A 22,791-nucleotide genomic window follows, 5' to 3' on the forward strand; every position below is an offset into this window, starting at 1 on the left:
TGCACCGGCGTTGTAATGCGTGTCAGCTATGAACCATGAACCCACGATAAGGAACCGTGCATGTCCCTTCCTACAGACGGCGCTTTTATCGTCGTCAACACTGCCGAAGAAGCCGTTGACCGCCTGGCCGCGCTGCACCAGCGCGCCACCGAGGGCCTGAGCCAGGCGCTCAAGCGCTACCTCAAGGACCGCGTGCGCCCCGGTGCCGACGAGCAGGAGCTGTTCCGCTACCCCGAGCTGCGCCTGACCTACGATTGCCAGGGCGAAGTGCCGACCACCGTGCGCGCCTACGCCAAGGTGCAGGTGCCCGGCACCTACCGCGTGACCATCACTCATCCGGCGGCCTTTCGTAAGTATCTGCTCGAGCAGCTGCAGCCGCTGATGGCCGACTTCACCCTGACCGTCGAAGTCGGCGTCAGCCAGCAGTACATTCCCTATCCCTACGTGGTGGAGCAGGGCGACGAGCTGGCCGGCTCCGGGGTGACCGCCGCCGAGTTGGCGCGGGTGTTCCCCAGCACCGACCTGTCGGCCGCCACCGATGGCACCGCCGATGGCCTGTACGACTGGGAAAACACCGATCCGCTGCCTCTGGCATTGTTCGATGCCGCCCGCGTGGATTTTTCCCTGCGTCGCCTGGTGCATTACACCGGCAGTGACTGGCGCCACGTGCAGCCGTGGATCCTGCTGACCAACTACCACCGTTACGTCGACCAGTTCATCCGCCATGGCCTGGACATGCTCAAGGCCGAGTCGCGTTTCGAGCGTATGGTGTTGCCGGGCAACGTGGTGATCTCGCGCGGCATGCCCGAAGGCGAGATGCAGGCGATCATCGAGACCGTGGTCTGGCACCGCTACCAGATGCCGGCCTATCACCTGCAGGCGGCGGACGGCGATGGCATCACCCTGGTCAACATCGGCGTCGGCCCGTCCAACGCCAAGAACATCACCGACCACCTGGCCGTGCTGCGCCCGCACTGCTGGCTGATGATCGGCCACTGCGGTGGCCTGCGTCAGTCGCAGACGATCGGCGACTACGTGCTGGCCCACGCCTACATGCGCCGCGACGGCATTCTCGACCGCGTGCTGCCGCCGCACATCCCGCTGCCGGCCCTGGCCGAGGTGCAGCAGGCGCTGCAGGATGCCGCCGCCCAGGTCACCGGCGAACGCGGTGACGACCTCAAGCGCCGGCTGCGCACCGGCACCGTGCTGACCTACGACGACCGTAACTGGGAACTGCGCTGGGCTCAGGAACGTCCGTTGATCAACCTGTCACGGGCCGTCGCGGTGGACATGGAAAGCGGCACCATCGCCGCACAGGGCTATCGCCTGCGCGTGCCGTACGGCACCCTGCTGTGCGTGTCGGACAAACCGCTGCACAGCGAGATCAAGCTGCCGGGGGCAGCAGGGGCGTTCTACGAGCGGGCAGTCACCCAGCACCTGCACATCGGCATCGCCGCGCTGGATCTGTTACGCGGCCAGCTCAACTCGCTGCACTCGCGCAAACTGCGCAGCTTCGACGAGCCGCCGTTCCGCTGAAGTCGTTGCGCGACGAACCTGGTGATAATTTTTCAGCCCAGGTTCGTCGATTTGGCAGCTAAGTGGCGCGAGCGGCCGGTGAACGGAGTACTTGTAGGAGGGGCTTCAGCCCCGAGCTCTTTGTTTGCCTTGATAAAAAGCTCTGGGTTGAAGCGGATCGCCGCCCGGCCCCTCCTACGGGTTAAGCGAACGGCTGCTCCTGCCTTGTAGTTGCAGCTTCATACACATAAAGATCCCGAACAGGCTCGAAGCGCGAGCCACGCCGGGCAATCTGGTGCAGCAGCTACTTGCGGGGTTTGCCGAACATCATTCGCCAGCGGTTGCGGTTGAGCAGAATGTAACCGGTCAGTTGCATGCCTGCGGCGATCACCAGGCTGCGGGTCAGGTCCGGGTCGGCCGGGCGTGGGCCGCTGTAGATCTGGTACAGGGCATACACGACACCGATCAGGCCGAGGATGAAGAACACCAGGCCGAGGACGGTCAGGCGGTGAAGCTTGCGTGGCAGCATGGCAGTAAATCGTCATGGATAACGGGGCGGCCAAGCTAACCCGGAATCGGTGACGGCGCCAGTCATCTTGTCATCCTGAAATACGCAGGGATGGGCTAGATTAGTGAGCAGGTATCGACGTGTTCGCTGAGTCCTCGAGGCGCCCATGCTGAAAAAAATCCCCACCCACGCCGTGCGCATCGGCATGTTCATCCAGGGCTTCGATGGCAACTGGCTGTCGCACCCGTTCTGGAAAAGCCGCTTCGTCATCGACGACGCCGAGGACCTGGCCCGGGTGCGCCAGAGCGGTGTGGCTGGCGTATGGATCGACACCAGCAAGGGCCTGGACGTCGCCAGCCAACCCGGCCCGGCGCCCGCGCCACTGGTGGCCATGCCGGTCGCCGAGCCGCAGCTGATCACGACAGCGGTGGCACGCTGCAGCGTGCGCGATGAACTGCAGCGCGCCACCAAGCTGATCAACCGATCCAAGAAGGCCGTCACCGAACTGTTCCAAGAGGCGCGCCTGGGCAATGCCATCAACGTCGAAGGCTGCATGCCGCTGGTCGCCGACATCAGCGAGTCGCTGGCGCGCAACAGTTCCGCGCTGCTTGGCCTGGCGCGCCTCAAGCACAAGGACGAATACACTTACATGCACTCGGTGGCCGTGTGCGCACTGATGCTCTCGCTGGCCCGGCAACTGGGTCTGGACGAAGAGCGCGCCCGGGAGGCCGGCCTGGCCGGGCTGCTGCACGACGTCGGCAAGATGGCCATGCCGCTGGAGGTGCTCAACAAGCCCGGCAGCCTTACCGATGCCGAGTTCGCCATCATGCGCAGCCACCCCGAGCGCGGCCACGCCATGCTGCTGGCAGCCGGTTCGCTGCCCGAGTCGGCACTGGACGTGTGCCTGCATCACCACGAGAAATACGATGGCAGCGGTTACCCCGGCCACCTCGCCGGCGAGGCCATCAGCCTGCTGGCGCGCATGGGCGCGGTGTGCGACGTGTACGATGCCATCACCTCCAACCGGCCCTACAAGCAGGCCTGGAACCCGGCCGAATCCCTGGCGCGCATGGCGCAATGGACCGGCCATTTCGACACGCACGTGTTCCATGCGCTGGTGCGCTCGGTGGGCATCTACCCGCTGGGCTCGCTGGTACGCCTGGAATCCGGCCGGCTCGGTGTGGTGGTCGACCTGTTGCCCGGCAAGCTGACCACGCCCGTGGTGCGGGTGTTCTTCTCGGCGAAGAGCAAGACGGCGATCACCCAGCAGGAGGTCGACCTGTCCAAACCCGGTGCCAGTGACCGCATCGTCAGCCGTGAAGATCCGGCCGAGTGGGGGTTCAGTAACCTCGACGATTTCTGGCGCTAGTGAGCCAACGGCAACTCCACGAGGAACCGCGTACCGCTTCCTGCCCGCTCGCAGCGAACCTGGCCGCCATGGGCCAGGGCAATGGCCTTGACCACCGCCAAGCCCAGGCCACTGCCGCCGCTGTTACGCGAACGTGACGGCTCGCCGCGGCGGAAAGCCTCGAACACCAGGGCGGCCTGTTCGGCGTCGATGCCCGGGCCGTTATCCGTGACGCTGAGTCGGTAGCTGTCAGCCACTACGCCAGCGTCGATGCGTAGCACGCCGGGGTCGGCATGGCCCAGGGCATTTTCCAGCAGGGCGATCAGCGCTTGGCGGAGACGAAATTCGTCGCAGACCACGCCGGTTCGCTCATCGAGTTGCAACTGCACGTCGAAGCCGCGGGCCTGCAAGCGGCCAGCGAAAGCCTGCACGGTGGCCGCGATACCCTCGGCGGGGCAGGTGCTGGCCAGCTCCAGTTGCAGGTGGTCGCTGTCGCCCAGGCTCAGCACGCACAGGTCTTCGATCAGTCGGCCAAGCCCTTCGACCTGGCGCAGCAGCCCCTCGAACACTTCGGTACTCGGGGTGAACACGCCTTCGGCCAGACCCTGCAGGCGCCCGCGCAGGATGGTCACCGGCGTGCGCAGCTCGTGGGCCACCGCGGCGTTCCAGAACTGCTGCTCACGGGTCACACTCTGCAGGCGCTCGGCCATGGCGTTGAAGTCGCGCACCAACTGGCCGGTTTCGCCGAGCGCCCAGTCGTCCGGCGCGGCGCGAGCCTGCAGGTTGCCTTGGGCGATCTCCCGCAGGCTGTGGGCCACCGAGTTGAGCGGGGTGAGAATGCGCCGCGACAGGCGGATGCCCACGTAGCCGGCAATGCACACCGCCGCCAGGAGGGTAACCATCATCCACAGCAGTTCGAGGCCGGAAGGCACCCAGGTTTCCGAGATGCTACCGGGCGCGATGGCCGAGACCACGGCGTAGAACGCGTAGCTGCCGATGATCGACAGCAGAATCACCCCCGCCGCCATGATGCTCAGCGACAGCAGAATCTGCCGGCGCAGGCTCACCGCGCCGCTCAAGTGCCGCTCCCGAAGCGATAGCCGACACCGCGTACGCTGACCGGCGTGCCCTGGATGGCGAGGTGTTCCAGTTTGCGGCGCAGCTTGCTGATGTGGCTGTCCACGGTGCGCTCCTGGGTGTCGCCTTCGGGCAGGCAGCCGACCAACAGCTCGGCACGGCTGAACACCCGCTTGGGCGTGCGCATCAGGGTGACCAGAATCTTGAATTCGGTGAGCGTCAGATCGAGGGCGTGTTGCCGGTCGTCGCAGATCACCGTGGCCTCGTGGTTATCCAGGTCGACCTGGAACTGGCCGACGCGCAGCAGGCGGCTGCCGGCGGCGCCACCGGTCTTGGCGCGGCGCAGCACGGCGCTGACCCGAGCCACTACCTCGGCAGGGTTGAAGGGTTTGACCACGTAGTCGTCGGCGCCGATGCGCAGGCCCATCAGCTTGTCGATGTCCTGATCCAGGGCGGTGAGCATGATCACCGGTGTGTCGCCTCGGTGACGGATTTCGGCGAGCACCTGCCAGCCATCCAGGCGCGGCATCTGCACGTCGAGCAGCACCAGGTCGGGCTTGAGCGCCTGGTGCTGGGCCAGGGCCTCCTGGCCGTCGCGGGCGTGTACGGTGCGCAGCCCGCCGCGCTGCAGGTAGGCGGCGAGGATCTCGGCAATCTCGTTTTCGTCCTCGGCGATCAGGATCAGGGCGTCCTGGCGGGGCGGGGCGCTGGTTTCGAGTGGCGGCATCGTCATGAGTTTCACCTTTTCTGCTGTCTCCACATTATCTCCACAAAAGCTCGAATCAATCCCGACTGTTTGCACCGACACTCTCTTGCTGATGCTGCGCCCGGTGCGCAGGGCAACGAATCATCTATGAGGTCGGCAAGGTTATGGGAAGTCGTAACGGGCGGTACGTCATCGGGCTCAGCCTGTGCGCCCTGATACTGGGTGGTTGCGATTCGGCGCAGCAGGAGGCGCAACCGGCCCCCGTGCAGGTGTCGGTAATGACCCTTACGCCACAGACCCTGAACGTCAGCGAGGATCTGCCGGGACGTGTCGCCGCCTTGAGAACCGCAGAGATTCGCCCGCAGGTCAGCGGCATCGTGCAGCTCCGGCTGTTCGAGCAGGGCGCTGACGTAGAGGACGGTGCCGCGCTGTTCCAGATCGATGCGGCGCCATTCAAGGCCGAGGTGCAAACCGCAGCCGCGGCCCTCAAGCGCGCCCAGGCCGTGCTGGCGCGCGCGCGTGTTCAGGCCGAGCGCCTGCAGCCGCTGGTCAGTGCTGAAGCGGTCAGCCAGCAGGTCTATGACGACGCCGCCTCCCAGCGCGAGCAGGCCGCCGCCGAAGTCGCCCAGGCCGAAGCGGTGCTGGCGCGCAAACGGCTGGACCTGAGGTTCGCCACCGTCAGCGCGCCGATTGCCGGCCGCGTCGACCAGGCGCAGGTGTCTGAAGGCGCCTTGGTTTCGACCACCGACACCACGCCCATGGCCACCGTACAGCAGATCGATCAGGTGTATGTGGACGTGCGCGAGTCGGCCACCAGCCTGGAGCGCTGGCGCCATGCCCTGGGCAGCCAGCTGGCCCCAGGCGCCGATGGCGTGCCGGTGCAGGTGCTTGACAGCAGCGGCAAGGCCTACGGGCTGAGTGGCAAGATCCTGTTCTCCGGCATCAGCGTGGATGCCAGCACCGGCAACGTGCTGCTGCGCGTGTAGGTCGACAACCCCAAGCGCCAGCTACTGCCCGGCATGTACGTGCTGGCGCGAGTGCCTCGGGCGCAGCACACCGATGCCCTGAGCGTGCCGCAACAGGCGGTGCTGCGTCGTGATGGCCAGGCCAGCGTTTGGGTGGTCGGCGCCAACGAGCAGGTCAATCGCGTGGCGGTCGAGCTTGGTGAGCTGGTGGAGCGTCGCTACCGCATCGTCAGCGGCCTCAGCGCTGGGCAACGGGTGGTGATCGAAGGGCTTGATCGCCTGGCCGAAGGCGCCGTCGTCAAGGCGCGGCTGTGGCAAAACGGCAACGCGAGCGAGCTGGCTAGCTCGTCCGCGCGCTGATCGGGAGAAACCCAAATGCCACAGTTCTTCATCAACCGTCCGGTGTTCGCCTGGGTGATCGCCCTGTTCATCGTGCTGTTCGGGGTCATCGCCATTCCGCAACTGCCGATTGCCCGCTACCCCTCGGTGGCGCCGCCGTCGGTGACCTTGTACGCCAGCTATCCGGGCGCCACACCGCAAACCCTCGATGATTCGGTGGTCAGCCTGGTCGAGCGCGAGCTTTCCGGGGTCAAGAACCTGCTGTACTTCGAGTCCTCGGTGGATACTTCGGGCTCTGCGCAGATCACCGCCACCTTCAAGCCGGGCACCGACCCCGAGTTGGCTCAGGTGGACGTGCAGAACCGCATCAAGGCGGTCGAGCCGCGTCTGCCCCAGGTGGTTCGCCAGAGTGGCCTGCAAGTGGAATCCGCGGCGTCGGGGTTCCTGATGATGATCGGCATGACCTCGCCGGATGGCCAGTTCGACGAGGTGGCGCTCAACGATTACCTGGCGCGCAACGTGGTGCCCGAACTACGCCGCATCGACGGCGTTGGCCGCGTGCAGCTGTTCGGTGCCGAGCAGGCGCTGCGCATCTGGGTCGACCCCAACAAGCTGACCGCTTTCGGCCTGACCATGGGCGATCTGGCCCAGGCCATCGAGGGGCAGAACGCGCAGATCGCCCCTGGCCGAATCGGGGACGAGCCGGCGCTGCCGGGCCAGCGGCTGACCGTGCCGCTGACGGTGCAAGGTCAGTTGGAGACAGCGGAGCAGTTCGCTGCCGTGGTGCTGCGCGCCACCGCTGATGGTGCGCGGGTGACCATTGGCGATGTCGCCCGGGTCGAACTCGGCGCGCAGTCCTATGGCTTTTCCAATCGCGAGAATGGTGTGTCGGCGACCAGCGCCGCGATCCAGCTGTCGCCCGGTGCCAACGCGGTGCGTACCGCGCAAGGAGTGCGCGACCGGCTCGCCGAACTGGCGCCAAGTATGCCCAGTGGCATGAGCTACTCGGTGCCGTTCGATACGGCGCCGTTCGTTAAGGTGTCCATCGAGAAGGTCGTCTACACCCTGCTTGAGGCCATGGTGCTGGTGTTTCTAGTGATGTTCCTGTTCCTGCAGAACATGCGCTACACGCTGATCCCGGCCATCGTCGCGCCCATCGCGCTGCTCGGCACCTTTGCGGTGATGTTGCTGGCAGGCTTTTCGATCAACTCGCTGTCCATGTTCGGCATGGTGCTGGCGATCGGCATCATCGTCGACGATGCCATCGTGGTGGTCGAGAACGTCGAGCGGCTGATGGCCACCCGCGGTCTTTCGCCGCGCGAGGCGACCCTGCAGGCGATGAAGGAGATCACCGGCGCGGTGATCGGCATCACCCTGGTACTTACCGCGGTATTCATTCCCATGGCTTTCGGCAGTGGTTCGGTAGGGGTGATCTATCAGCAGTTCACTCTGTCGATGGCGGTGTCGATCCTGTTCTCGGCGTTCCTGGCCCTGACCCTGACGCCCGCGCTGTGCGCCACGCTGCTGCGCCCGGTGCGTGCCGACCACCACGAGAAGCGCGGCTTCTTCGGCGCCTTCAACCGCGGCTTCGAGCGCCTGACCGAGCGCTATACCGGCCGCGTCGCATGGCTGGTCGGCCGCAGCGGGCGGGTGATGGCGGTGTTCGCGCTGCTCTGCGGCGTGCTGGTCGTCGCCGGGCAGCAGTTGCCGTCGTCGTTCTTGCCGGAGGAGGACCAAGGCTATTTCATGACCTCTATTCAGCTGCCGATCGGCGCTACCAGCGAGCGCACCCTGGAGGTGGTGAAGCGTTTCGAGGCCCATGTGGCCACGCGCCCGGCGCTGGACGCCAATCTGGTGGTACAGGGCTTCAGCTTCTCGGGTTCCGGCCCCAATGCGGCGATGGCCTTCACCATGCTCAAGGACTGGGGCCAGCGCAATGGTGCCACCGCCGCCGAGGAGGCCGAACTGGCCCAGGCGGCCATGGCCGACAACGTCGAGGGCACGGTGATGAGCCTGATGCCGCCGGCCATTGACGAGCTGGGTACCTCGTCGGGCTTCACCCTGTTCCTGCAGGATCGCGGCAACCGCGGCGAAGCCGAACTGCTTGAGGCCCAGGCCCAGCTGCTGGAACGGGCCGGGCAGAGCGAAATCGTCAGTGAGGTGTATGCCGATGGTTTGCCGCCCGGCGAGAGCATTCGCCTGAACATCGACCGGGCCAAGGCCGAGGCCATGGGCCTGTCGTTCACGGCGGTAAGCAGCACGCTATCAGCAGCCATGGGTTCGCTGTACGTCAACGACTTCCCCAATGCCGGGCGTATGCAGCAGGTGATCCTGCAGGCCGACGCCCCGGCGCGCATGCAGCTCGACGACGTGCTCAACCTGCGGGTACGCAATGCCAACGGCGGCATGGTGCCGTTGGGTGAAGTGGTGACGCCGGTTTGGAGCGAGTCGCCGCAGCAGATGATGCGCTTCCAGGGCTTTCCCGCGGTGCGTATTTCCGGTGGCGCGGCGCCGGGTGTTTCCAGTGGCGCGGCGATGGCCGAGATGGAACGCCTGGTTGCTCAGCTCCCGCAAGGCTATGCGGTGGCCTGGACCGGCCAGTCGCTACAGGAGCGCCAGTCGGCGGCCCAAGCACCGATGCTCATGGCGCTCTCTGCGCTGGTGGTGTTCCTGGTGCTGGCGGCGCTGTACGAGAGCTGGTCGATTCCCCTGGCGGTGATGCTGGTGGTACCGCTCGGCCTGCTCGGTGCGGTGGCCGCGGTGATGCTGCGCGGCCTGCCCAACGACGTATTCTTCAAGGTAGGGATGATCACCATCATCGGCCTGTCAGCGAAGAACGCCATCCTGATCGTCGAGTTCGCCCGTCAGCTGCACGCCGAGGGCCGCTCCCTGGTGGACGCCGCAGTGACCGCCGCCCGTCTGCGTCTTCGGCCGATCCTGATGACTTCGCTGGCCTTCACCCTGGGCGTGGTGCCGTTGATGATCGCCTCCGGTGCTAGCGCCGAAACCCAGCATGCCATCGGCACCGGAGTGTTTGGCGGCATGCTCAGCGGCACCTTGCTGGCGGTGTTCTTCGTACCGTCGTTTTTCGTGTTCGTGATGGGGCTGCAGGAACGCATCCAGAGTTGGCGTGCACATCGTGCCGCCGGTGCGCCGCAGTCTGGTGAGGAAAAATGAGCATGCGTTGGTTGGTGATGATCATGTTGGTCGGCAGCCTGTCGGCCTGTTCGATGGCGCCCGAGCTGGAACGCCCGGCGCCGCCGGTGCCGGCCCGCTTTGCCGAGGTCAATGGCGTGCAGGGCGGCACGCTGCCCGCTCGTGAGCTGGGCTGGCGCACGATGTTCGCCGACCCGCAGTTGCAACGGCTGATCGAGTTGGCCCTGGCGCACAATCGCGACCTGCGCCTGGCGGCGTTGAACGTCGAAGCCGCGCGGTCGATGTTCAACGTCCAGCAGTCCACGCGCTTGCCGTCGGTGTCGCTGGATGCCAGCCACACTCGTGAGCGGTCACTGGCGCAGGACAACAGCGGCGGAGCACGCCGCGAGGTGAGCAACCAGGTTGCCGTGAACGCGGGCATCAGCGCGTTCGAGCTGGATCTGTTCGGCCGCGTGCGTTCGCTGTCCGATGCGGCGTTGGCCCGCTACCTGGCCAGCGAGCAGGGCCGCGATGCGGCGCAGATCGCCCTGATCGGCGCGGTTGCCGACGCTTATTTCGCCCGTCAGCTGGCCGACGAACAACGCCAACTGGCCGAGCGTACCCTCACGGACTGGCAGCAGTCCCTGAAGCTCGCGCACCTGCTGCAGGCGGCCAAGCAGAACAGTGGCCTGGACGTCGCCCAGGCCGAGGGCCAGGTGGCCAGTGCCGAGGCCGATCTGCAGGCGTGTCAACGGGCGTTCGTCCAGGCGGGCAATACGCTGCAATTGCTGGTCGGTAACGCACTGCCTGCTGATCTGCCAGCCGCTCGTGTGCTCGAACGGCAAACACTGGTGGCACCTCTGCCGACCGGCTTGCGCTCGGACATGCTGCTGCTGCGCCCGGACATTCGCCAGGCCGAACAGATACTCAGCGCCGCCAATGCCGATATCGGCGCAGCGCGAGCGGCGTTCTTTCCCCAGGTGTCGCTCACCGGCTCGTTCGGTTATGCCAGCACTTCACTGGGCAGCCTGTTCGACCCAAGCCGCCAGGTATGGCGCTTTACGCCGCAGATCTCCCAGCCATTGTTCCAGGCCGGTCGACTGCGTTCCGAGTTGCGCCTGGCAGAGGTGCGCAAATCCGAGGCGGTGGTTCAGTACGAGCGCGCCATCCAGATCGCCTTTCGTGAAGTGGCCGATGCTCTGGCCGGCGTGGCCACCCTGGACGGGCAGATCCAGGCGCAGACCCGCGTGGTGGCAAGTGCGCAACGCCGCGTGTCGCTCTCGGCGCTGCGTTACGAGGCCGGGGTCGATGGCCGCCTGGAACTGCTCGACGCTCAACGCCAGCTCTACGGTGCCCGGCAGACATTGCTGGAACTGCGCCGTGACGCAGTCGTCAACAGCGTGGCCCTGTACAAGGCGCTCGGCGGCGGGCTGCGCGAGCGCACCGTCATCACCGCGGCGAACAGCAGCACCGCCGATCCTGCTTATCGAGAACCCTAGTCATGTGGCATGCCTTACCTAGCCGTTGGTTGATCCTCGTTGCCGTGATGCTGGCCTTCATGCCGATCGTCATCGACATGACCATCCTGCACATCGCGGTGCCATCGCTGACCCAGGCACTCGGTGCTTCGAGCACCGAGATCTTGTGGATCATCGATATCTACCCGCTGCTGATGGCCGGCTTGCTGGTGCCTATGGGCACCCTGGCCGACCGGGTGGGCAACCGCCGTATTCTGCTATGCGGCCTCTGCGTGTTCGGGCTGGCCTCGCTGCTGGCCGCGTTCGCGCCCACGCCGTCCCTGCTGATCGGCGCCCGGGTGCTGCTGGCGCTCGGCGGGGCGATGATCATGCCCTGCGTGCTGGGCATCATCCGCCGCACCTTCGAGGACGAGCGCGAGCGGGCCATGGCCCTTGGCTTGTGGGGCACCGTTGGCGCCGCTGGAGCGGCAGTCGGCCCGCTGATCGGTGGCGCGCTGCTCGAACACTTCTGGTGGGGTTCGGTGTTCCTGATCAACGTGCCGGTGATGGCGGTGGTGATTCCGGTGGCCTTCGTACTGCTGCCCCGTGTCGAGCAAACCACGCCGGGCAGGTGGGCCATCGGTCAGGCACTGATCCTGATCGCCGGCATCATCGCCTTGGTCTACGGGATCAAGGCCGGCGTCGGCGGCACCCAGCCGCTGCCGGTCGCGCTGCTGGTGTTGGTCATGGGCGTGGTGTTGCTGGCGCTATTCAGCCGCCAGCAACTGCGCTCGGCCGAGCCGATGCTCGACCTGTCGCTGTTCGCACGGCCGGTACTGCTGGCCGGATTGATCATGGCGGTGGTCGCCATCGGTGCTCTGGCTGGCGTGGAGCTGACCCTGGCGATGGAGTTGCAGTACGTGCTCGACAAGTCGCCGCTGCAGGCTGGCATTTTCATGATTCCGATCATGGCCGCCGCGGCGGTCGGTGGTCCGCTGGCCGGTTACCTGTCCAATCGCTTTGGCCTGCGCCTGGTGGCCAGCCTGTCGCTGGCGGCTTCCGCCGGTGCACTGGGCTACGTGGCCTTCGCCGATCTGCACCAACCGGGGCTGGGCGTGCCGCTCATGCTCGCTGTGCTGGGGCTGGCGCTGAGCATCGGCCTGACCGCTTCGTCGATCGCCATCATGGGCGCTGTGGAGGCCAGCAAGGGCGGCGCGGCCGGCGCCCTTGAGGCCACCGCCTACGAGCTGGGCACCGGCTTGGGGATCACCTTTTTCGGCGTGTTCATGTCCAGCGTGTACGGCCACACCATCGCCTTGCCGGCACAGTTGGCGGCGCCGCTGGCCGAACGCGCGATACGCTCGATTGGCGACAGTTACCTGGTCGCTGCCGAGTTGCCGGCCGAGCAGGGCAGCGCGGTGATCGCGGCGGCCAAGGCAGCGTTCTCCAGCACCCATTCGGTACTGCTGTGCACCGCGGCAGTGGTGATCGGCGTGCTGGCCATCGTGGTGTTCAGACTGTTCAAGGGGCAGCGCGGGCAAACCGCCCACTAGGCTTTGTACTGTACGAAAAGTACCTGTCCTCCGAGCCGCTTCACTCAGGCCTTGAGAAGCCGTTCACGATCCTCTTGGGCGACATGACAGAGGCGGCTAGGAGGCAGAAGCGGCCTTGAGGCAGTACCTGTGGAAGCGGGCCATGCCCGCGATTTTTCGCGCGCATGGCCCGCTTCCACAAATACCCCGCCGATGCCCGCTCCCGCCACCTTGCAGTCAAAGCGCTAAGTCCGAGCCCACAGATCGTGAACAGATCCTAGAAAAGCGGGCCGCCATTGCGGCGGCCCGGCTCTTTGACGAGCGGCGTCACCACACCGCGATATGGGAATCTGCGCGGGGCTCAGTGCCGCCACACAACACGCCGGTTTGCGGGTCTCGCACGATGATCTGCCCGCGGCCGTAGTCGGTGGAATCGCAGGCCACGCTGACCTCGTGCCCCAGGCACGCCAGGGCGGCGGCCAGGTCGCGCGAGGCGGCCTGTTCGATGCCGACCTTCCTGTCGCCCATCCACTGCCAGCGCGGTGCGTCGAGTGCGGCCTGGGGGTTGAGGCCGAAATCGACCAGATTCATCACCATCTGTACATGGCCCTGGGGCTGCATGTAGCCGCCCATCACGCCGAACGGCGCGACTGCTTCGCCGTCCTTGGTCAGGAAGCCGGGGATGATGGTGTGGAAGGTCTTCTTGCCGGCGACCAGGACATTGGCATGGTTGGCGTCCAGGCTGAATTCCTGGCCACGGTTCTGCAGGGAAATCCCGGTGTCCGGCACCACCACGCCGGAGCCGAAACCGTGGTAGTTGCTCTGGATGAACGACACCATGTTGCCTTCGCCATCGGCAGTGGCCAGGTACACGGTGCCGCTGGCGTGCGGGTCACCGGCTTGCGGTTGCAGGGCGCGCTCGCCGATCAGCTTGCGGCGGCGCTCGGTGTAGCCGGGGCTGAGCAGGTCGGCCACGGCGACGCGCATGTGCTCGGGGTCGGTAATGTGGTGCAGGCCGTCGCTGTAGGCCAGCTTCAGCGCTTCGATCTGGCGGTGCCAGGTCTGCAGGCTGTCGCGGTGATCGAATTCGAAGCCCTGGAGAATCTGCAGGGTCATCAGGGCGACCAGGCCCTGGCCGCTCGGCGGGATTTCCCACACGTCGTAGCCGCGGTAGTTGATGCCGATGGGATCCACCCAGCGCGGCTCGTAGGCCTGCAGGTCGCTCTTGCGCAGGTAGCCGCCGGCAGCGCGCGAGGCCTGGTCGATATGCTCGGCGAGCGCGCCGCGGTAGAAACTCTCGCACCCGCTGTCGGCCAGTGCCTGCAGGGTGCGCGCCTGGGCCGGATTGCGGAACAGCTCGCCGGCTTGCGGCGCGCGGCCATCGATCAGGAAGGTGTCGAACCAGCCTTGCAGCGCCGGCTCGCGATGGGCGGAGAATTCGTCGAGGGCGACCTGCCACTGGTGGGCGACCACCGGTGACAGCGCAAAGCCATCGGCGGCCAGGCTGATCGCCGGCGCCAGCAATTCGGCGAACGGCAGCCGGCCGAAGCGCCGCGACAGTTCGGCCCAGGCGGAAGGGCAGCCGGGCACGGTGACCGGCGTCCAGCCGTAGGTAGGCATCTGTGCGTGGCCGGCGGCCTGCACGGCGTCGATGTTCAGTGCGGCGGGGGCGTGGCCGCTGGCGTCCAGGCCGTGCAACTGGCCCTTGACCCAGACCAGGGCGAAGGCGTCGCCGCCGATACCGCAGCCGGTAGGTTCGACCACCGTCAGGGCGGCGGCGGTGGCAATGGCCGCGTCGATGGCGTTGCCGCCACGGCGCATGATGTCGATGCCGGCCTCGGCGGCCAGGGGTTGCGAAGCCGCGACCATGCCGCGCCGGGCGAACACGCTCTGGCGCTGCGAAGCATAGGGATAGCGGTGTGCGGAAAAACTCAGCATGCGGTTACCTCCGGCAGTACGCGACTCAGGAATGCCCGCGTACGCGGGTGGCTGGGTGCGCTGAAAATCTGTTCGGGCGGGCCCTGTTCGATCAGTTCGCCCTGGTCGAGCACCACCACGCGGTCGGCCACTTCCCGGGCGAAGCCCATCTCGTGGGTGACCACCACCATGGTCATGCCCCGTTCGGCCAATTGTTTCATCACCTGCAGCACTTCGCCGACGGTTTCCGGGTCCAGGGCGCTGGTCGGCTCGTCGAACAGCATGGCCTGGGGTTTCATCGCCAGGGCGCGGGCGATGGCCACGCGCTGTTGCTGGCCACCGGAAAGCATCGACGGATAGTGGTCGGCCTTGTCGGCCAGGCCCACTTGCTTGAGCAACCGGCGAGCGTGCTCCAGGGCCTGTGCCTTGCTGACACCGAGTACCTGGATCGGCGCCTCGATGATGTTCTGCAGGGCGGTCATGTGCGGAAACAGGTTGAAGCGCTGGAACACCATGCCGATGTCGCGGCGTTGGCGAGCGATGTTGCGCTCGCTGTCGCGCACCAGCGAGCCATCGGCGCGCTCGCGGTAGCCCATGGGCCTGCCGTTGACGCGGATGCGCCCGCTCTCGATCTCCTCGAGCAGGTTGATGCAGCGGATGAAGGTGGTCTTGCCGGAGCCGGACGCGCCGATCAGCACCACCACCTCGCCGCGTTTGACCTGCAGTGATACGCCCTTGAGGATCTGCAGCTCACCGAACGCCTTGTGGATGTCCAAGGCCTCGATGACCAGCTCCTGGTCTGTGCTGTGCATCTTAACGCCCCCTCAACAGTTTTGCCGTGTAGCTGCCGAATAGCCGCCTGGACGCCGTGGCCGGGCGCCGGTCGGATTGCCCAAAGCGCCGCTCCAGCCAGCTCTGGAAGAAGCCCCAGAGGGTGGTCAGCAACAGGAAGTAGATCGCCACCACCAGGTACAGCTCGAACACCCGGAAGGTCGCCGAGGTGATCATCTGGGTGCTGAGCAGCAGCTCCTGCACGCCGATCACGCTGACCAGGGTGGTGTTCTTGAGCATCACGTTGAATTCGTTGCCCAGCGGCGGCACGATGATCCGCAAGGCCTGGGGCAGCACGATGCGGCGCATCAGCTTGGCGAAGGTCATGCCCAGCGAACGACCGGCCTCGTACTGGCCTTTGTCCACGGCGGCGATGCCGGCGCGCATGATCTCGGCCATGTAGGCGCCTTCGTTGAGACCCAGGGCGATGATCGCCGCCTGCAGGTTGCCGGGAATTACCACCCAGCCCAGGTCCAGGTCCTCGAAGCGGAAGATGCCACCCGCCGCCAGCGCGGTGTACAGGAAGACGATTTGCACCAACAGCGGCGTGCCGCGCATCAGCCATACGTAGAAGCGCACCGGCGCCTGCAGTAGCGGGTTGCTCGACAAGCGCATCAGCGCCGCGACCAGGCCCAGCACGCAGCCCAGCGCCATGGACAGCACGGCGATCATGCAGGTCAGCCACAGCGCGCGCAGGTACACGTCGCTGGGCTGCAAGAGGTACTGCCAGAAGATGTCCCAATTGAAATTCATCGCCCCGGCCCTCAGTCCAGCTTGTCGCTGGCGACGTGCCATTTGGCGAGCAGCGCGGTGTAGCTGCCGTCGGCGCGCATGTCGTCGATGATCTGCCGCACGGCGGCGGACAGTTGCTGGTCATCCTTGCGCACGCCAATGCCGGTGAGGATGCGACCGAACGCCGGTACGCCTTCCTGGAACAGGTCCGGGGCCATCGCTGCGTAGTAGCCGGCGGTTTCCACCGTGGTGCCGTAGGCGTCGACCTGGTTGATGCGCAGCGCCTGGAAGGCGTCCGTGTCGGCGTTGTAGACCACCAATTTCATCGGCGCTTTGCCGGCCTCTGCCAGCTTGGCGTTCTCGGCGTCGAGCAGGGTCTTGATGGTCGAGCCGTTGAGCACGGCGATCTTTTTGCCCGACAGGTCATCGAGGGCCTGGATGTTCTTGGGGTTGCCCTTGGGCACTACGACCGACTGACTGGAATACATGTAGTTGACGATGTCGATCACCTCGCGGCGTTCGGGCTTGTCGAACAGCTGATCGACGATCAGGTCGCACTGGCTGGCGAGCAGCGCCGGCACCAGCCCGGAGAACGGCGTGACGCGCCAGGACACCTGCTTGTCGCTCAGGCGTTTGGCGATTTCCATGCCCAGGTCGATGGCCAGGCCGGTCGGCTTCTGCGCGGCATCGAAGGACACCAGCGGCGGCGAGTCCATACCCGAGCAGTAGGTCAGCTTGCTGACGTCCTTGAGGCGGTCTGGAGCGGCCGAGGCCAGCGAAGCGGCCAGACCCAGGGAAACGACGGCGACGAGAGAGCATGGAAGGCGCATGGTGGTACTCCGTTTGCTGTGATCGAAAGGGCAGCAGTGAAGTGGGAGAAGGCGACCGTCGGCGGTCTTCAGCTTGTTATTGTTCGGTTTGCAGGAACAGCGTCAGGGCCGGCAAGGTGCCCTCGATATGCTCGCGAAGCACCCGTTCGGCCAGGTCGGCGTCACGGGTGCGTAGAGCGACCAGGATTTGTGCGTGTTCTTCGCGGCCGCTGAGCGGCTTCTCACCGTGTTCGAGCCACAGGCGCATCGGCGCCTCGATCAGCGAGTAGAGCGCGACGATCTGCTTCATCAGCCGCGGACGTTCGCTGATGCTGCACAGGTATTCGTGGAAGATGCGGTGGCGCACCACCCACTGGGCGGTGTCGTCGCGGCACTCGTCCATGTCGTCGAGCAGCCGCTCCAACAAGGTCAGATGGCGCTCGGTCACCTTGCTCGCCGCGACGCGAATCGCCAGGCCCTCGAGGGCGCTGCGCATTTCGAAGACTTCGCGCATCTCCTCGATGTCCAGGCCGCTGACCACCGCCCCGCGATTGGGTCGCAAGGTCACCAGGCCCTGGGCATCGAGGCGGCGGAAAGCTTCGCGCACGGGCATGCGGCTGGTGCCGATTTCGGCGGCGATGTCCTCGGCCACCAGGCGGTCGCCCTTGCGGTAACGCCCGGCACAGATCGCCGCGAGCAGAAAGTTGTAGGCCTCTTCCTCGGCGGTCACGGGTTGGCGCTGGGCGTAGAGCGGGGCAGTAAGCATGGTGTTAGTCCTGAATAAATGTATCCAATTATCCGTTTAGCCAATTTAGCAAGGAGCGGGCCATTGTCTGGTCGTCGAGAAAATCGGCAGGTTTAACAGCGAGTTGGCCGTTCAGAGCAGTACCGCCTGGGCTACGGCCAGGCCGCCGGTGTCACCGAATGAAGCACGGGCAACGGGCAGTGCGCACTTGTTGGGCGTTTTGGTGGCAGAGCTGCAGCGCCCGCGAATCAGACACTGGGCAGGATGATGCGGGCGGTGGCGCAGGACCTTGGTCGGCAGCGCAGCGTGCTCGACGTTCAAGAAGTGAGCGCACGGCGGGACTCATCTCGGCCGGCATCGCCCATAGGCATGATGGTTATGCACCGCAATCATTTGACCCCGGTGGCCCCAGTGCATAGGGTTGGCGGCCCTGTTTTCCAGACCATAGGCTGCCCATGTCCGCCCGCCCCAAACTGCCGTTCACCATCTACCTGCTGGGCGCGACGATCTTCTCGCTGGTCACCGCCGAATTCATGGTCGCCGGGATGATGCCGGCGTTGGCCGAGGCGTTTTCGGTAAGCCTGGGCGAGGTCGGCAACCTGATCGCCTTCTACGCTTTGGGCATGGCCCTGGGCGGCCCGCCCATGACCATGCTGTTGCTGTCACGGGGCATCGGCAGCAAGCAGGCATTGGTTGGCTTGCTGGCAGTGTACGTGCTGGCCGGTGCGTTGGCCGCGGCGGCGACCAGCTATCCGGTACTGGCGTTTGCGCGGATCATCATGGGCGTGTCCAGTGCGGCCTGCATCGGCCTGTGCATGACCCTGTGCGCGGCGATGGTCTCCAACCAGGAGCGTGGCCGCGCGGTATCGGTGGTGCTCGCCGGCCTGATGCTCTCGCCGGTGGCCGGTGTGCCGCTGACCGCCTGGATCGAGCAGCATCACGGCTGGCGCGCCAGCTCCTGGGCGGTGGTCGGCCTGGCGCTGGTCTGTACGCTGCTCGCCGCCATGCGCCTGCCCAAGGGCGAAGCCGGTGGCGAAGCGCGCCTTGGCGAGCAGATCAGGACTCTGCGTACCCGCCGCCTGTGGGGCGCGTACCTGACCAGTGGGCTGATCATTGGTGCCACCTTCGCGGCCTTCAGCTACTGCACGCCGATCCTTATTCAGGAAGTTGGCCTGGCGCCCGGCCAGGTCGCGCCGATGCTGGCGCTCTACGGCGTGGCCAACCTGATTGGCAACATGCTGGTCGGCCGCGTCGCCGACAGCCACACGATCAGCGTGGTCGGCCTGGGCCTGGCCATGATGGTGCTGGTGATGAGCGTCTTCGCTCTGGCCGGCGACAACCTATGGCTGAACCTCACCTGTTTCATCGCCATCGGCCTGACCGGCGTGGCGCTCAACCCGGCGATGGTCGCACGGGTGATGAAGGCCGCCGAGCCCGGCGCCCTGGTCAACACCCTGCACACCTCGGTGATCACCGCCGGGCTGGCGTTCGGCAGCTGGGCCGGTGGCGCGGCCATCGAGGCCGGCTACGGCTTGCGTGCGCCGCTGTGGGTGGGTGCGGGCATCGCGCTGCTGGGGCTGCTGAGCGTGATTCGCCCGCTGGCCAGCCGCCGAGTAGCCGCTAGCCCTTGCACCTGATCGCCACGCTCGTCTAAACGGCGGCCAGCGGCAGCTGTACCTTGAATATGGCGCCACCGCCGGTGGCGTCCTCGACCGTGATACGCCCGCCGTGGGCCCGCACGATTTCCTGCACCAGGTGCAGGCCGAGGCCGTGGCCCGGCTGTTCGGTCTTGCCGCGATAGAACGGCTGGAAGATCTGCTCTCGATCCTCCTGCGCCACCCCCGGGCCCTGGTCCGTCACCGCCATGCTGCCGTTCGCGCCGACCTGCAAGCTGATGCTGCCCACGCCAGCGCCATGCACCAGGGCGTTTTGCAGCAGGTTGGTGATCACCCGGCTCAGGGCGCTGGGTTGGCCCATCACCCACACCGGATGCTCAGGTGCCTCCAGCACCAGGTCGTCACAGCGGGCCAGGGCCAGGGGCGCGATATCGGAAATCACCTCGCGAGCCAGGGCCACCAGATCCACAGTGACGAACTCCATCTTCGGTGACTGCAGCCGTTGCAGGTCGAGCAACTGCTCGGCCACGGTGGCCAGGCGTGCCAGGTCGATCTGCAGCATGGGTTTGATCGGATGCGCCGGCATGCCGTCCAGGCGGGCCATCAACACGGCGATCGGCATGCGCAGCTCGTGAGCGGCGTCACGCAGGAAGCGGTCACGGGCATGATAGGCCTTGCTGGATCGCTCCATGGCCGCGTTGAACGCACTGACCAGCGGGCGAATCTCTCGCGGCACCGAGTCCTCGGGCAAGTGAGCATCGTGCTGCGAGATATCCAGCGCTGCAGCGCGGCTGGCCAGCCGGCGCACGCTGCGCATGGCGCGCAGCACGACGATGGGCGTGGCCAGCAGGGTGAAGAGCAGCAGCGGCGTCAGAAAGTAGGGGCTGAGCAAGCCGGTGGCCTGGACGATCAGACTGGTGAAGCTCAGGTCCGCCACGCCGCCGACCATGATGTGTACGCGTTGACCCTGGATCTCCTTGACCTCGATGCGCATGGTCAGATGCCGGTGTTCCGGCAGCGCGCGGATCTGTGAGATGCCGAGCATTGAAACGTAGTTCGCCAGTTCGCGGTATTCGCCTGGCACGTTGCCGAGCTCTTCACGGCGTCCGTTAGCGTCGGCGATTACGACCCACAGGCCGGGATTGGTGGCTTGCAACTTGCGCAGCGGCTCGCTGGACTCGAATACCAGGCCCTGGGGCGTGACGGCGATGGAGTCTTCCAATACATCGATCACCGCGTCATCCATGAAGGTGAATTGGTCGTCGATGATGTGATACAGCGTGCCGGCGATCGCCGCTACCAGCACCACCACCTGCATGATGCACAGTGACCACAGCAGGCGACCGATCAGCGATGGATTGTGCGCGGCTTTCATCGGCTTTCCTTGAGCAGGTAACCGACGCCGCGGATCACCGCAATCTCCGCGCCGGCCTCGGCATCCTTGAGCGCCCGGCGCAGCCTCGAAACGTGGGCGTCCAAGGCGTTGGACTGGATCTCGTCGGCCAGGCCATACACCGCCTCGTGGAGGTTCTCGCGCAGTACGGTGCGCCCCTGGCGGTAGATCAGCGCCTCGAGGATCAGCAACTGGCGCCGTGGCAACGGCAGCGCCTGGCCGTCGACGATGGCCTCGCGGGCGCTGAAATCGAACGACAGCGCGCCAATGGTCGCGATGGGCAGAACCATGGTGGCCGGGCGCCGGGCAATGGCCCGTACCCGAGCCAACAATTCGTCGACCGCCACTGGCTTGACCAGGTAATCGTCGGCGCCACCATCAAGACCGTCGACCCGCTCGGCGATCTCGCCGCGAGCAGTGAGCAGCACGATGGGCAGCGCCGGGCACAGCCGCCTGGCGGTAGCGATGAAGCCCAAGCCATCGCCATCGGGCAGGCCGCGGTCGAGAATCAACAGGTCGTGCACGTTCAGCCGCAGGGTTGCGCCTGCCGCGGCCAGCGAGTGCACGCAATCCACCAGCAAACCATGACGGCCCAGCGCCTCTTGCAGGGCCTGGGCCATGGGCAGGTCATCTTCGACGAGGAGGATTCGCAAGGTGCATTACCGCGCGGTTTATCGGAGCTGCACATAGTAGCGGAGCCGGCGAAAACGCGGCGCAATGTTCAGGCAATGTTAACGGGTGACCATCGCCAGTAACGGTCGACGAGGCCGTCAAGGCAAGGTGGCCGCCGACCACGAGGCGATGTCGGAGCACCTGTGCAAGCAACTTTCGGGCGGGTTGAGGCATGAATCGAACTTTCGTGGTCTTCGGGGCGCAGAACAGCGTGGGCGCGCTGGCCGCCCGTCAATACGGCAACCAGGGCTATGACGTGGTGCTGGTGACCAACGATGTGCACTGCGTGCAGGCACTGACCTGCGTGCTGGAAAGCGAAGGCATCGCCACCCGTACCTTTACCGGTGACCTGTCCCAACCGGAGCAAGTCCGGGCGATCATTCGCTCCATTCGCGGCAGCGTCGGGCCGATCGACGCCATGTACTACGGCCTGGACTCCAGCAATGGCCGCGATCACGCGGCCGAGGCGGCCGAGCTGGGTTGCCTGAGCCTGGCGGCGGTGGTCAGCGAATTACTGCCCGACATGCGCTCACGCAAGGCGGGCGCCATTCTGCTCGACCAGGGCGCCGCAGACCTGACATGCGCGCACGGCGTCAATGCCCGTCTGTGCCTGCAATGCCTGCAGGAAGCGCGGGCCTGCGAGGGCGTGCGAGTGGGCACGCTCAGCGTGGGTGGCCTGATCGGCGGACGGCGCGCCAGCTGAGTCACGGCGCTCCCGTACTGTTTCTGCACGATTGCGTCGTCAGCCATTGCCCGACAGAATCGCCCGCCGGCCCGGCAGGGTGCTGATTGACGAGGCAGCCGTTGACCCCACGAAAATTGTCCGCACGCCTGGCGCGCGTCGCCGCCCAGGTGCCCGCCGGAGCACGGCTTGCCGATATCGGCACCGACCACGGCTACTTGCTCGTCGCCCTGATGAGTCGCGGCCTGATCAGCGCCGCGGTCGCCGGCGAGGTGGCCCTCACCCCGTTGCGCGCGGCCGAGCGTAGCGTGCGCGAACACCAGCTGGGCGAGCGCATCGCCGTGCGCCTGGCCGATGGGTTGGCGGCCATCGAGCCTGCTGACCGCATCACCGCCATCAGCTTCTGCGGCATGGGCGGTGAGACCATCCGCGACATCCTCGCGCGGGACAAGGCGCGGCTTGGCGGCAACGAACGGTTGATCCTGCAACCCAACGGCGGTGAGCAACCGCTGCGTCAGTGGCTGATGGACAACGGCTACCGCATCCACCATGAAGAGCTGCTGCGGGAAAACCGCTTCTTCTACGAAATCATCGTCGCCGAGCCCGGTGAGCCGATGCGCTATACAGAACAGCAACTGTATTTCGGCCCGCTGCTCCTGCAGGCGCGTGGCCCGGTGTTCGCGGCCAAGTGGCAGCGTTTGCTGCGCCTCAAGCAACAGACCCTGACCGGCCTGGCCCGCGCCGGGCAGGGTGTAATCGATGAAAAGCTGGAGCAGCAGGTGCGCTGGATCGGTGAGCTGTTTGCCTCGAAT

At 66.1% G+C, this 22,791-nt stretch carries 19 protein-coding genes and 1 pseudogene; 10 read left to right on the top strand and 10 right to left on the bottom strand.

From position 1 onward, the window contains the following. Positions 1-60: 60 nt before the first annotated feature. Positions 61-1,536 (top strand): AMP nucleosidase, encoded by a 1,476-nt coding sequence (amn, locus tag BVH03_RS04780; protein ID WP_075960098.1) that lies wholly within the window; start codon positions 61-63, stop codon positions 1,534-1,536. A 283-nt stretch (positions 1,537-1,819) separates the two neighbouring features. Here amn and BVH03_RS04785 read toward each other — a convergent pair whose 3' ends face one another. Continuing rightward, complete coding sequence (locus BVH03_RS04785) at positions 1,820-2,044, bottom strand: hypothetical protein (RefSeq protein WP_075960099.1); 225 nt, start codon at positions 2,042-2,044, stop codon at positions 1,820-1,822. A 145-nt stretch (positions 2,045-2,189) separates the two neighbouring features. Between BVH03_RS04785 and BVH03_RS04790 the strand changes: the two genes are divergently transcribed. Continuing rightward, positions 2,190-3,392, top strand: a complete 1,203-nt coding sequence (locus BVH03_RS04790) for an HD-GYP domain-containing protein (RefSeq protein WP_075960100.1) — start codon at positions 2,190-2,192, stop codon at positions 3,390-3,392. Here BVH03_RS04790 and BVH03_RS04795 read toward each other — a convergent pair. Both BVH03_RS04795 and BVH03_RS04800 read right to left on the bottom strand, forming a co-directional pair. Continuing rightward, positions 3,389-4,450: an ATP-binding protein gene (locus BVH03_RS04795; protein WP_075960101.1), complete on the bottom strand. Its 1,062-nt coding sequence runs from the start codon at positions 4,448-4,450 to the stop codon at positions 3,389-3,391. The two genes, BVH03_RS04790 and BVH03_RS04795, sit on opposite strands and share 4 nt — an antisense overlap. Continuing rightward, a complete protein-coding gene (locus tag BVH03_RS04800) occupies positions 4,447-5,181 on the bottom strand; it encodes a response regulator (RefSeq protein WP_218189534.1) in 735 nt (244 codons plus the stop codon). The genes BVH03_RS04795 and BVH03_RS04800 overlap by 4 nt, the downstream gene beginning before the upstream one ends. 251 nt (positions 5,182-5,432) lie before the next feature. On the opposite strand from BVH03_RS04800, the gene BVH03_RS26720 reads away from it, so the two are divergent. Genes BVH03_RS26720 through BVH03_RS04820 form a run of 5 tightly spaced genes read left to right on the top strand, consistent with a single transcriptional unit; the run spans position 5,433 to position 12,603 of the window. Further along, a complete protein-coding gene (locus BVH03_RS26720; protein WP_256574617.1) occupies positions 5,433-6,140 on the top strand; it encodes an efflux RND transporter periplasmic adaptor subunit in 708 nt (235 codons plus the stop codon). A 39-nt stretch (positions 6,141-6,179) separates the two neighbouring features. Further along, positions 6,180-6,479 carry an HlyD family secretion protein gene (locus BVH03_RS26725; protein ID WP_256574618.1) on the top strand — a complete coding sequence of 100 codons (300 nt, stop codon included), beginning with the start codon at positions 6,180-6,182 and terminating at the stop codon, positions 6,477-6,479. 15 nt (positions 6,480-6,494) lie between these two features. Beyond that, the gene (locus tag BVH03_RS04810; protein WP_075960102.1) at positions 6,495-9,635 is read left to right on the top strand and encodes an efflux RND transporter permease subunit; all 3,141 of its coding nucleotides are present in this window, start codon (positions 6,495-6,497) and stop codon (positions 9,633-9,635) included. Positions 9,636-9,637: 2 nt separating this feature from the next. After that, positions 9,638-11,092: an efflux transporter outer membrane subunit gene (locus BVH03_RS04815; RefSeq protein WP_075960103.1), complete on the top strand. Its 1,455-nt coding sequence runs from the start codon at positions 9,638-9,640 to the stop codon at positions 11,090-11,092. A 2-nt stretch (positions 11,093-11,094) separates the two neighbouring features. Next, positions 11,095-12,603, top strand: a complete 1,509-nt coding sequence (locus tag BVH03_RS04820) for an MFS transporter (protein WP_075960104.1) — start codon at positions 11,095-11,097, stop codon at positions 12,601-12,603. 306 nt (positions 12,604-12,909) lie between these two features. Here the strand turns inward: BVH03_RS04820 and BVH03_RS04825 are convergent, their stop codons facing one another. The 5 genes from BVH03_RS04825 to BVH03_RS04845 form a co-directional block, all read right to left on the bottom strand. Beyond that, positions 12,910-14,520, bottom strand: a complete 1,611-nt coding sequence (locus BVH03_RS04825; protein WP_075960105.1) for a gamma-glutamyltransferase family protein — start codon at positions 14,518-14,520, stop codon at positions 12,910-12,912. Further along, positions 14,514-15,311 (bottom strand): amino acid ABC transporter ATP-binding protein, encoded by a 798-nt coding sequence (locus BVH03_RS04830; RefSeq protein WP_075960106.1) that lies wholly within the window; start codon positions 15,309-15,311, stop codon positions 14,514-14,516. The genes BVH03_RS04825 and BVH03_RS04830 overlap by 7 nt, the downstream gene beginning before the upstream one ends. 1 nt (position 15,312) lies before the next feature. Beyond that, complete coding sequence (locus tag BVH03_RS04835) at positions 15,313-16,083, bottom strand: amino acid ABC transporter permease (protein ID WP_075960107.1); 771 nt, start codon at positions 16,081-16,083, stop codon at positions 15,313-15,315. A gap of 11 nt (positions 16,084-16,094) precedes the next feature. Then, positions 16,095-16,892, bottom strand: coding sequence for an ABC transporter substrate-binding protein (locus BVH03_RS04840; RefSeq protein WP_075960108.1), 798 nt, complete (start codon positions 16,890-16,892; stop codon positions 16,095-16,097). Between the two features lie 76 nt (positions 16,893-16,968). Next, positions 16,969-17,637, bottom strand: coding sequence for a GntR family transcriptional regulator (locus BVH03_RS04845; protein WP_075960109.1), 669 nt, complete (start codon positions 17,635-17,637; stop codon positions 16,969-16,971). A 434-nt stretch (positions 17,638-18,071) separates the two neighbouring features. Between BVH03_RS04845 and BVH03_RS04855 the strand changes: the two genes are divergently transcribed. Continuing rightward, complete coding sequence (locus BVH03_RS04855; RefSeq protein WP_075960111.1) at positions 18,072-19,253, top strand: MFS transporter; 1,182 nt, start codon at positions 18,072-18,074, stop codon at positions 19,251-19,253. Positions 19,254-19,266: 13 nt separating this feature from the next. Here BVH03_RS04855 and BVH03_RS04860 read toward each other — a convergent pair whose 3' ends face one another. Together BVH03_RS04860 and BVH03_RS04865 are read right to left on the bottom strand one after the other, a co-directional pair. After that, positions 19,267-20,607: a HAMP domain-containing sensor histidine kinase gene (locus BVH03_RS04860; RefSeq protein ID WP_075960112.1), complete on the bottom strand. Its 1,341-nt coding sequence runs from the start codon at positions 20,605-20,607 to the stop codon at positions 19,267-19,269. Continuing rightward, positions 20,604-21,278, bottom strand: coding sequence for a response regulator transcription factor (locus tag BVH03_RS04865; RefSeq protein WP_075960113.1), 675 nt, complete (start codon positions 21,276-21,278; stop codon positions 20,604-20,606). The genes BVH03_RS04860 and BVH03_RS04865 overlap by 4 nt, the downstream gene beginning before the upstream one ends. Before the next feature lie 191 nt (positions 21,279-21,469). Between BVH03_RS04865 and BVH03_RS04870 the strand changes: the two genes are divergently transcribed. Next, positions 21,470-22,000, top strand: coding sequence for an SDR family NAD(P)-dependent oxidoreductase (locus tag BVH03_RS04870; RefSeq protein ID WP_075960114.1), 531 nt, complete (start codon positions 21,470-21,472; stop codon positions 21,998-22,000). Between the two features lie 101 nt (positions 22,001-22,101). Continuing rightward, positions 22,102-22,785 (top strand): annotated as a pseudogene (locus BVH03_RS04875) (tRNA (adenine(22)-N(1))-methyltransferase TrmK); the annotation flags it as partial. Positions 22,786-22,791: the final 6 nt, after the last annotated feature.

It is taken from the genome of Pseudomonas sp. PA15(2017) (assembly GCF_001945395.1).
Lineage (GTDB): Bacteria > Pseudomonadota > Gammaproteobacteria > Pseudomonadales > Pseudomonadaceae > Aquipseudomonas.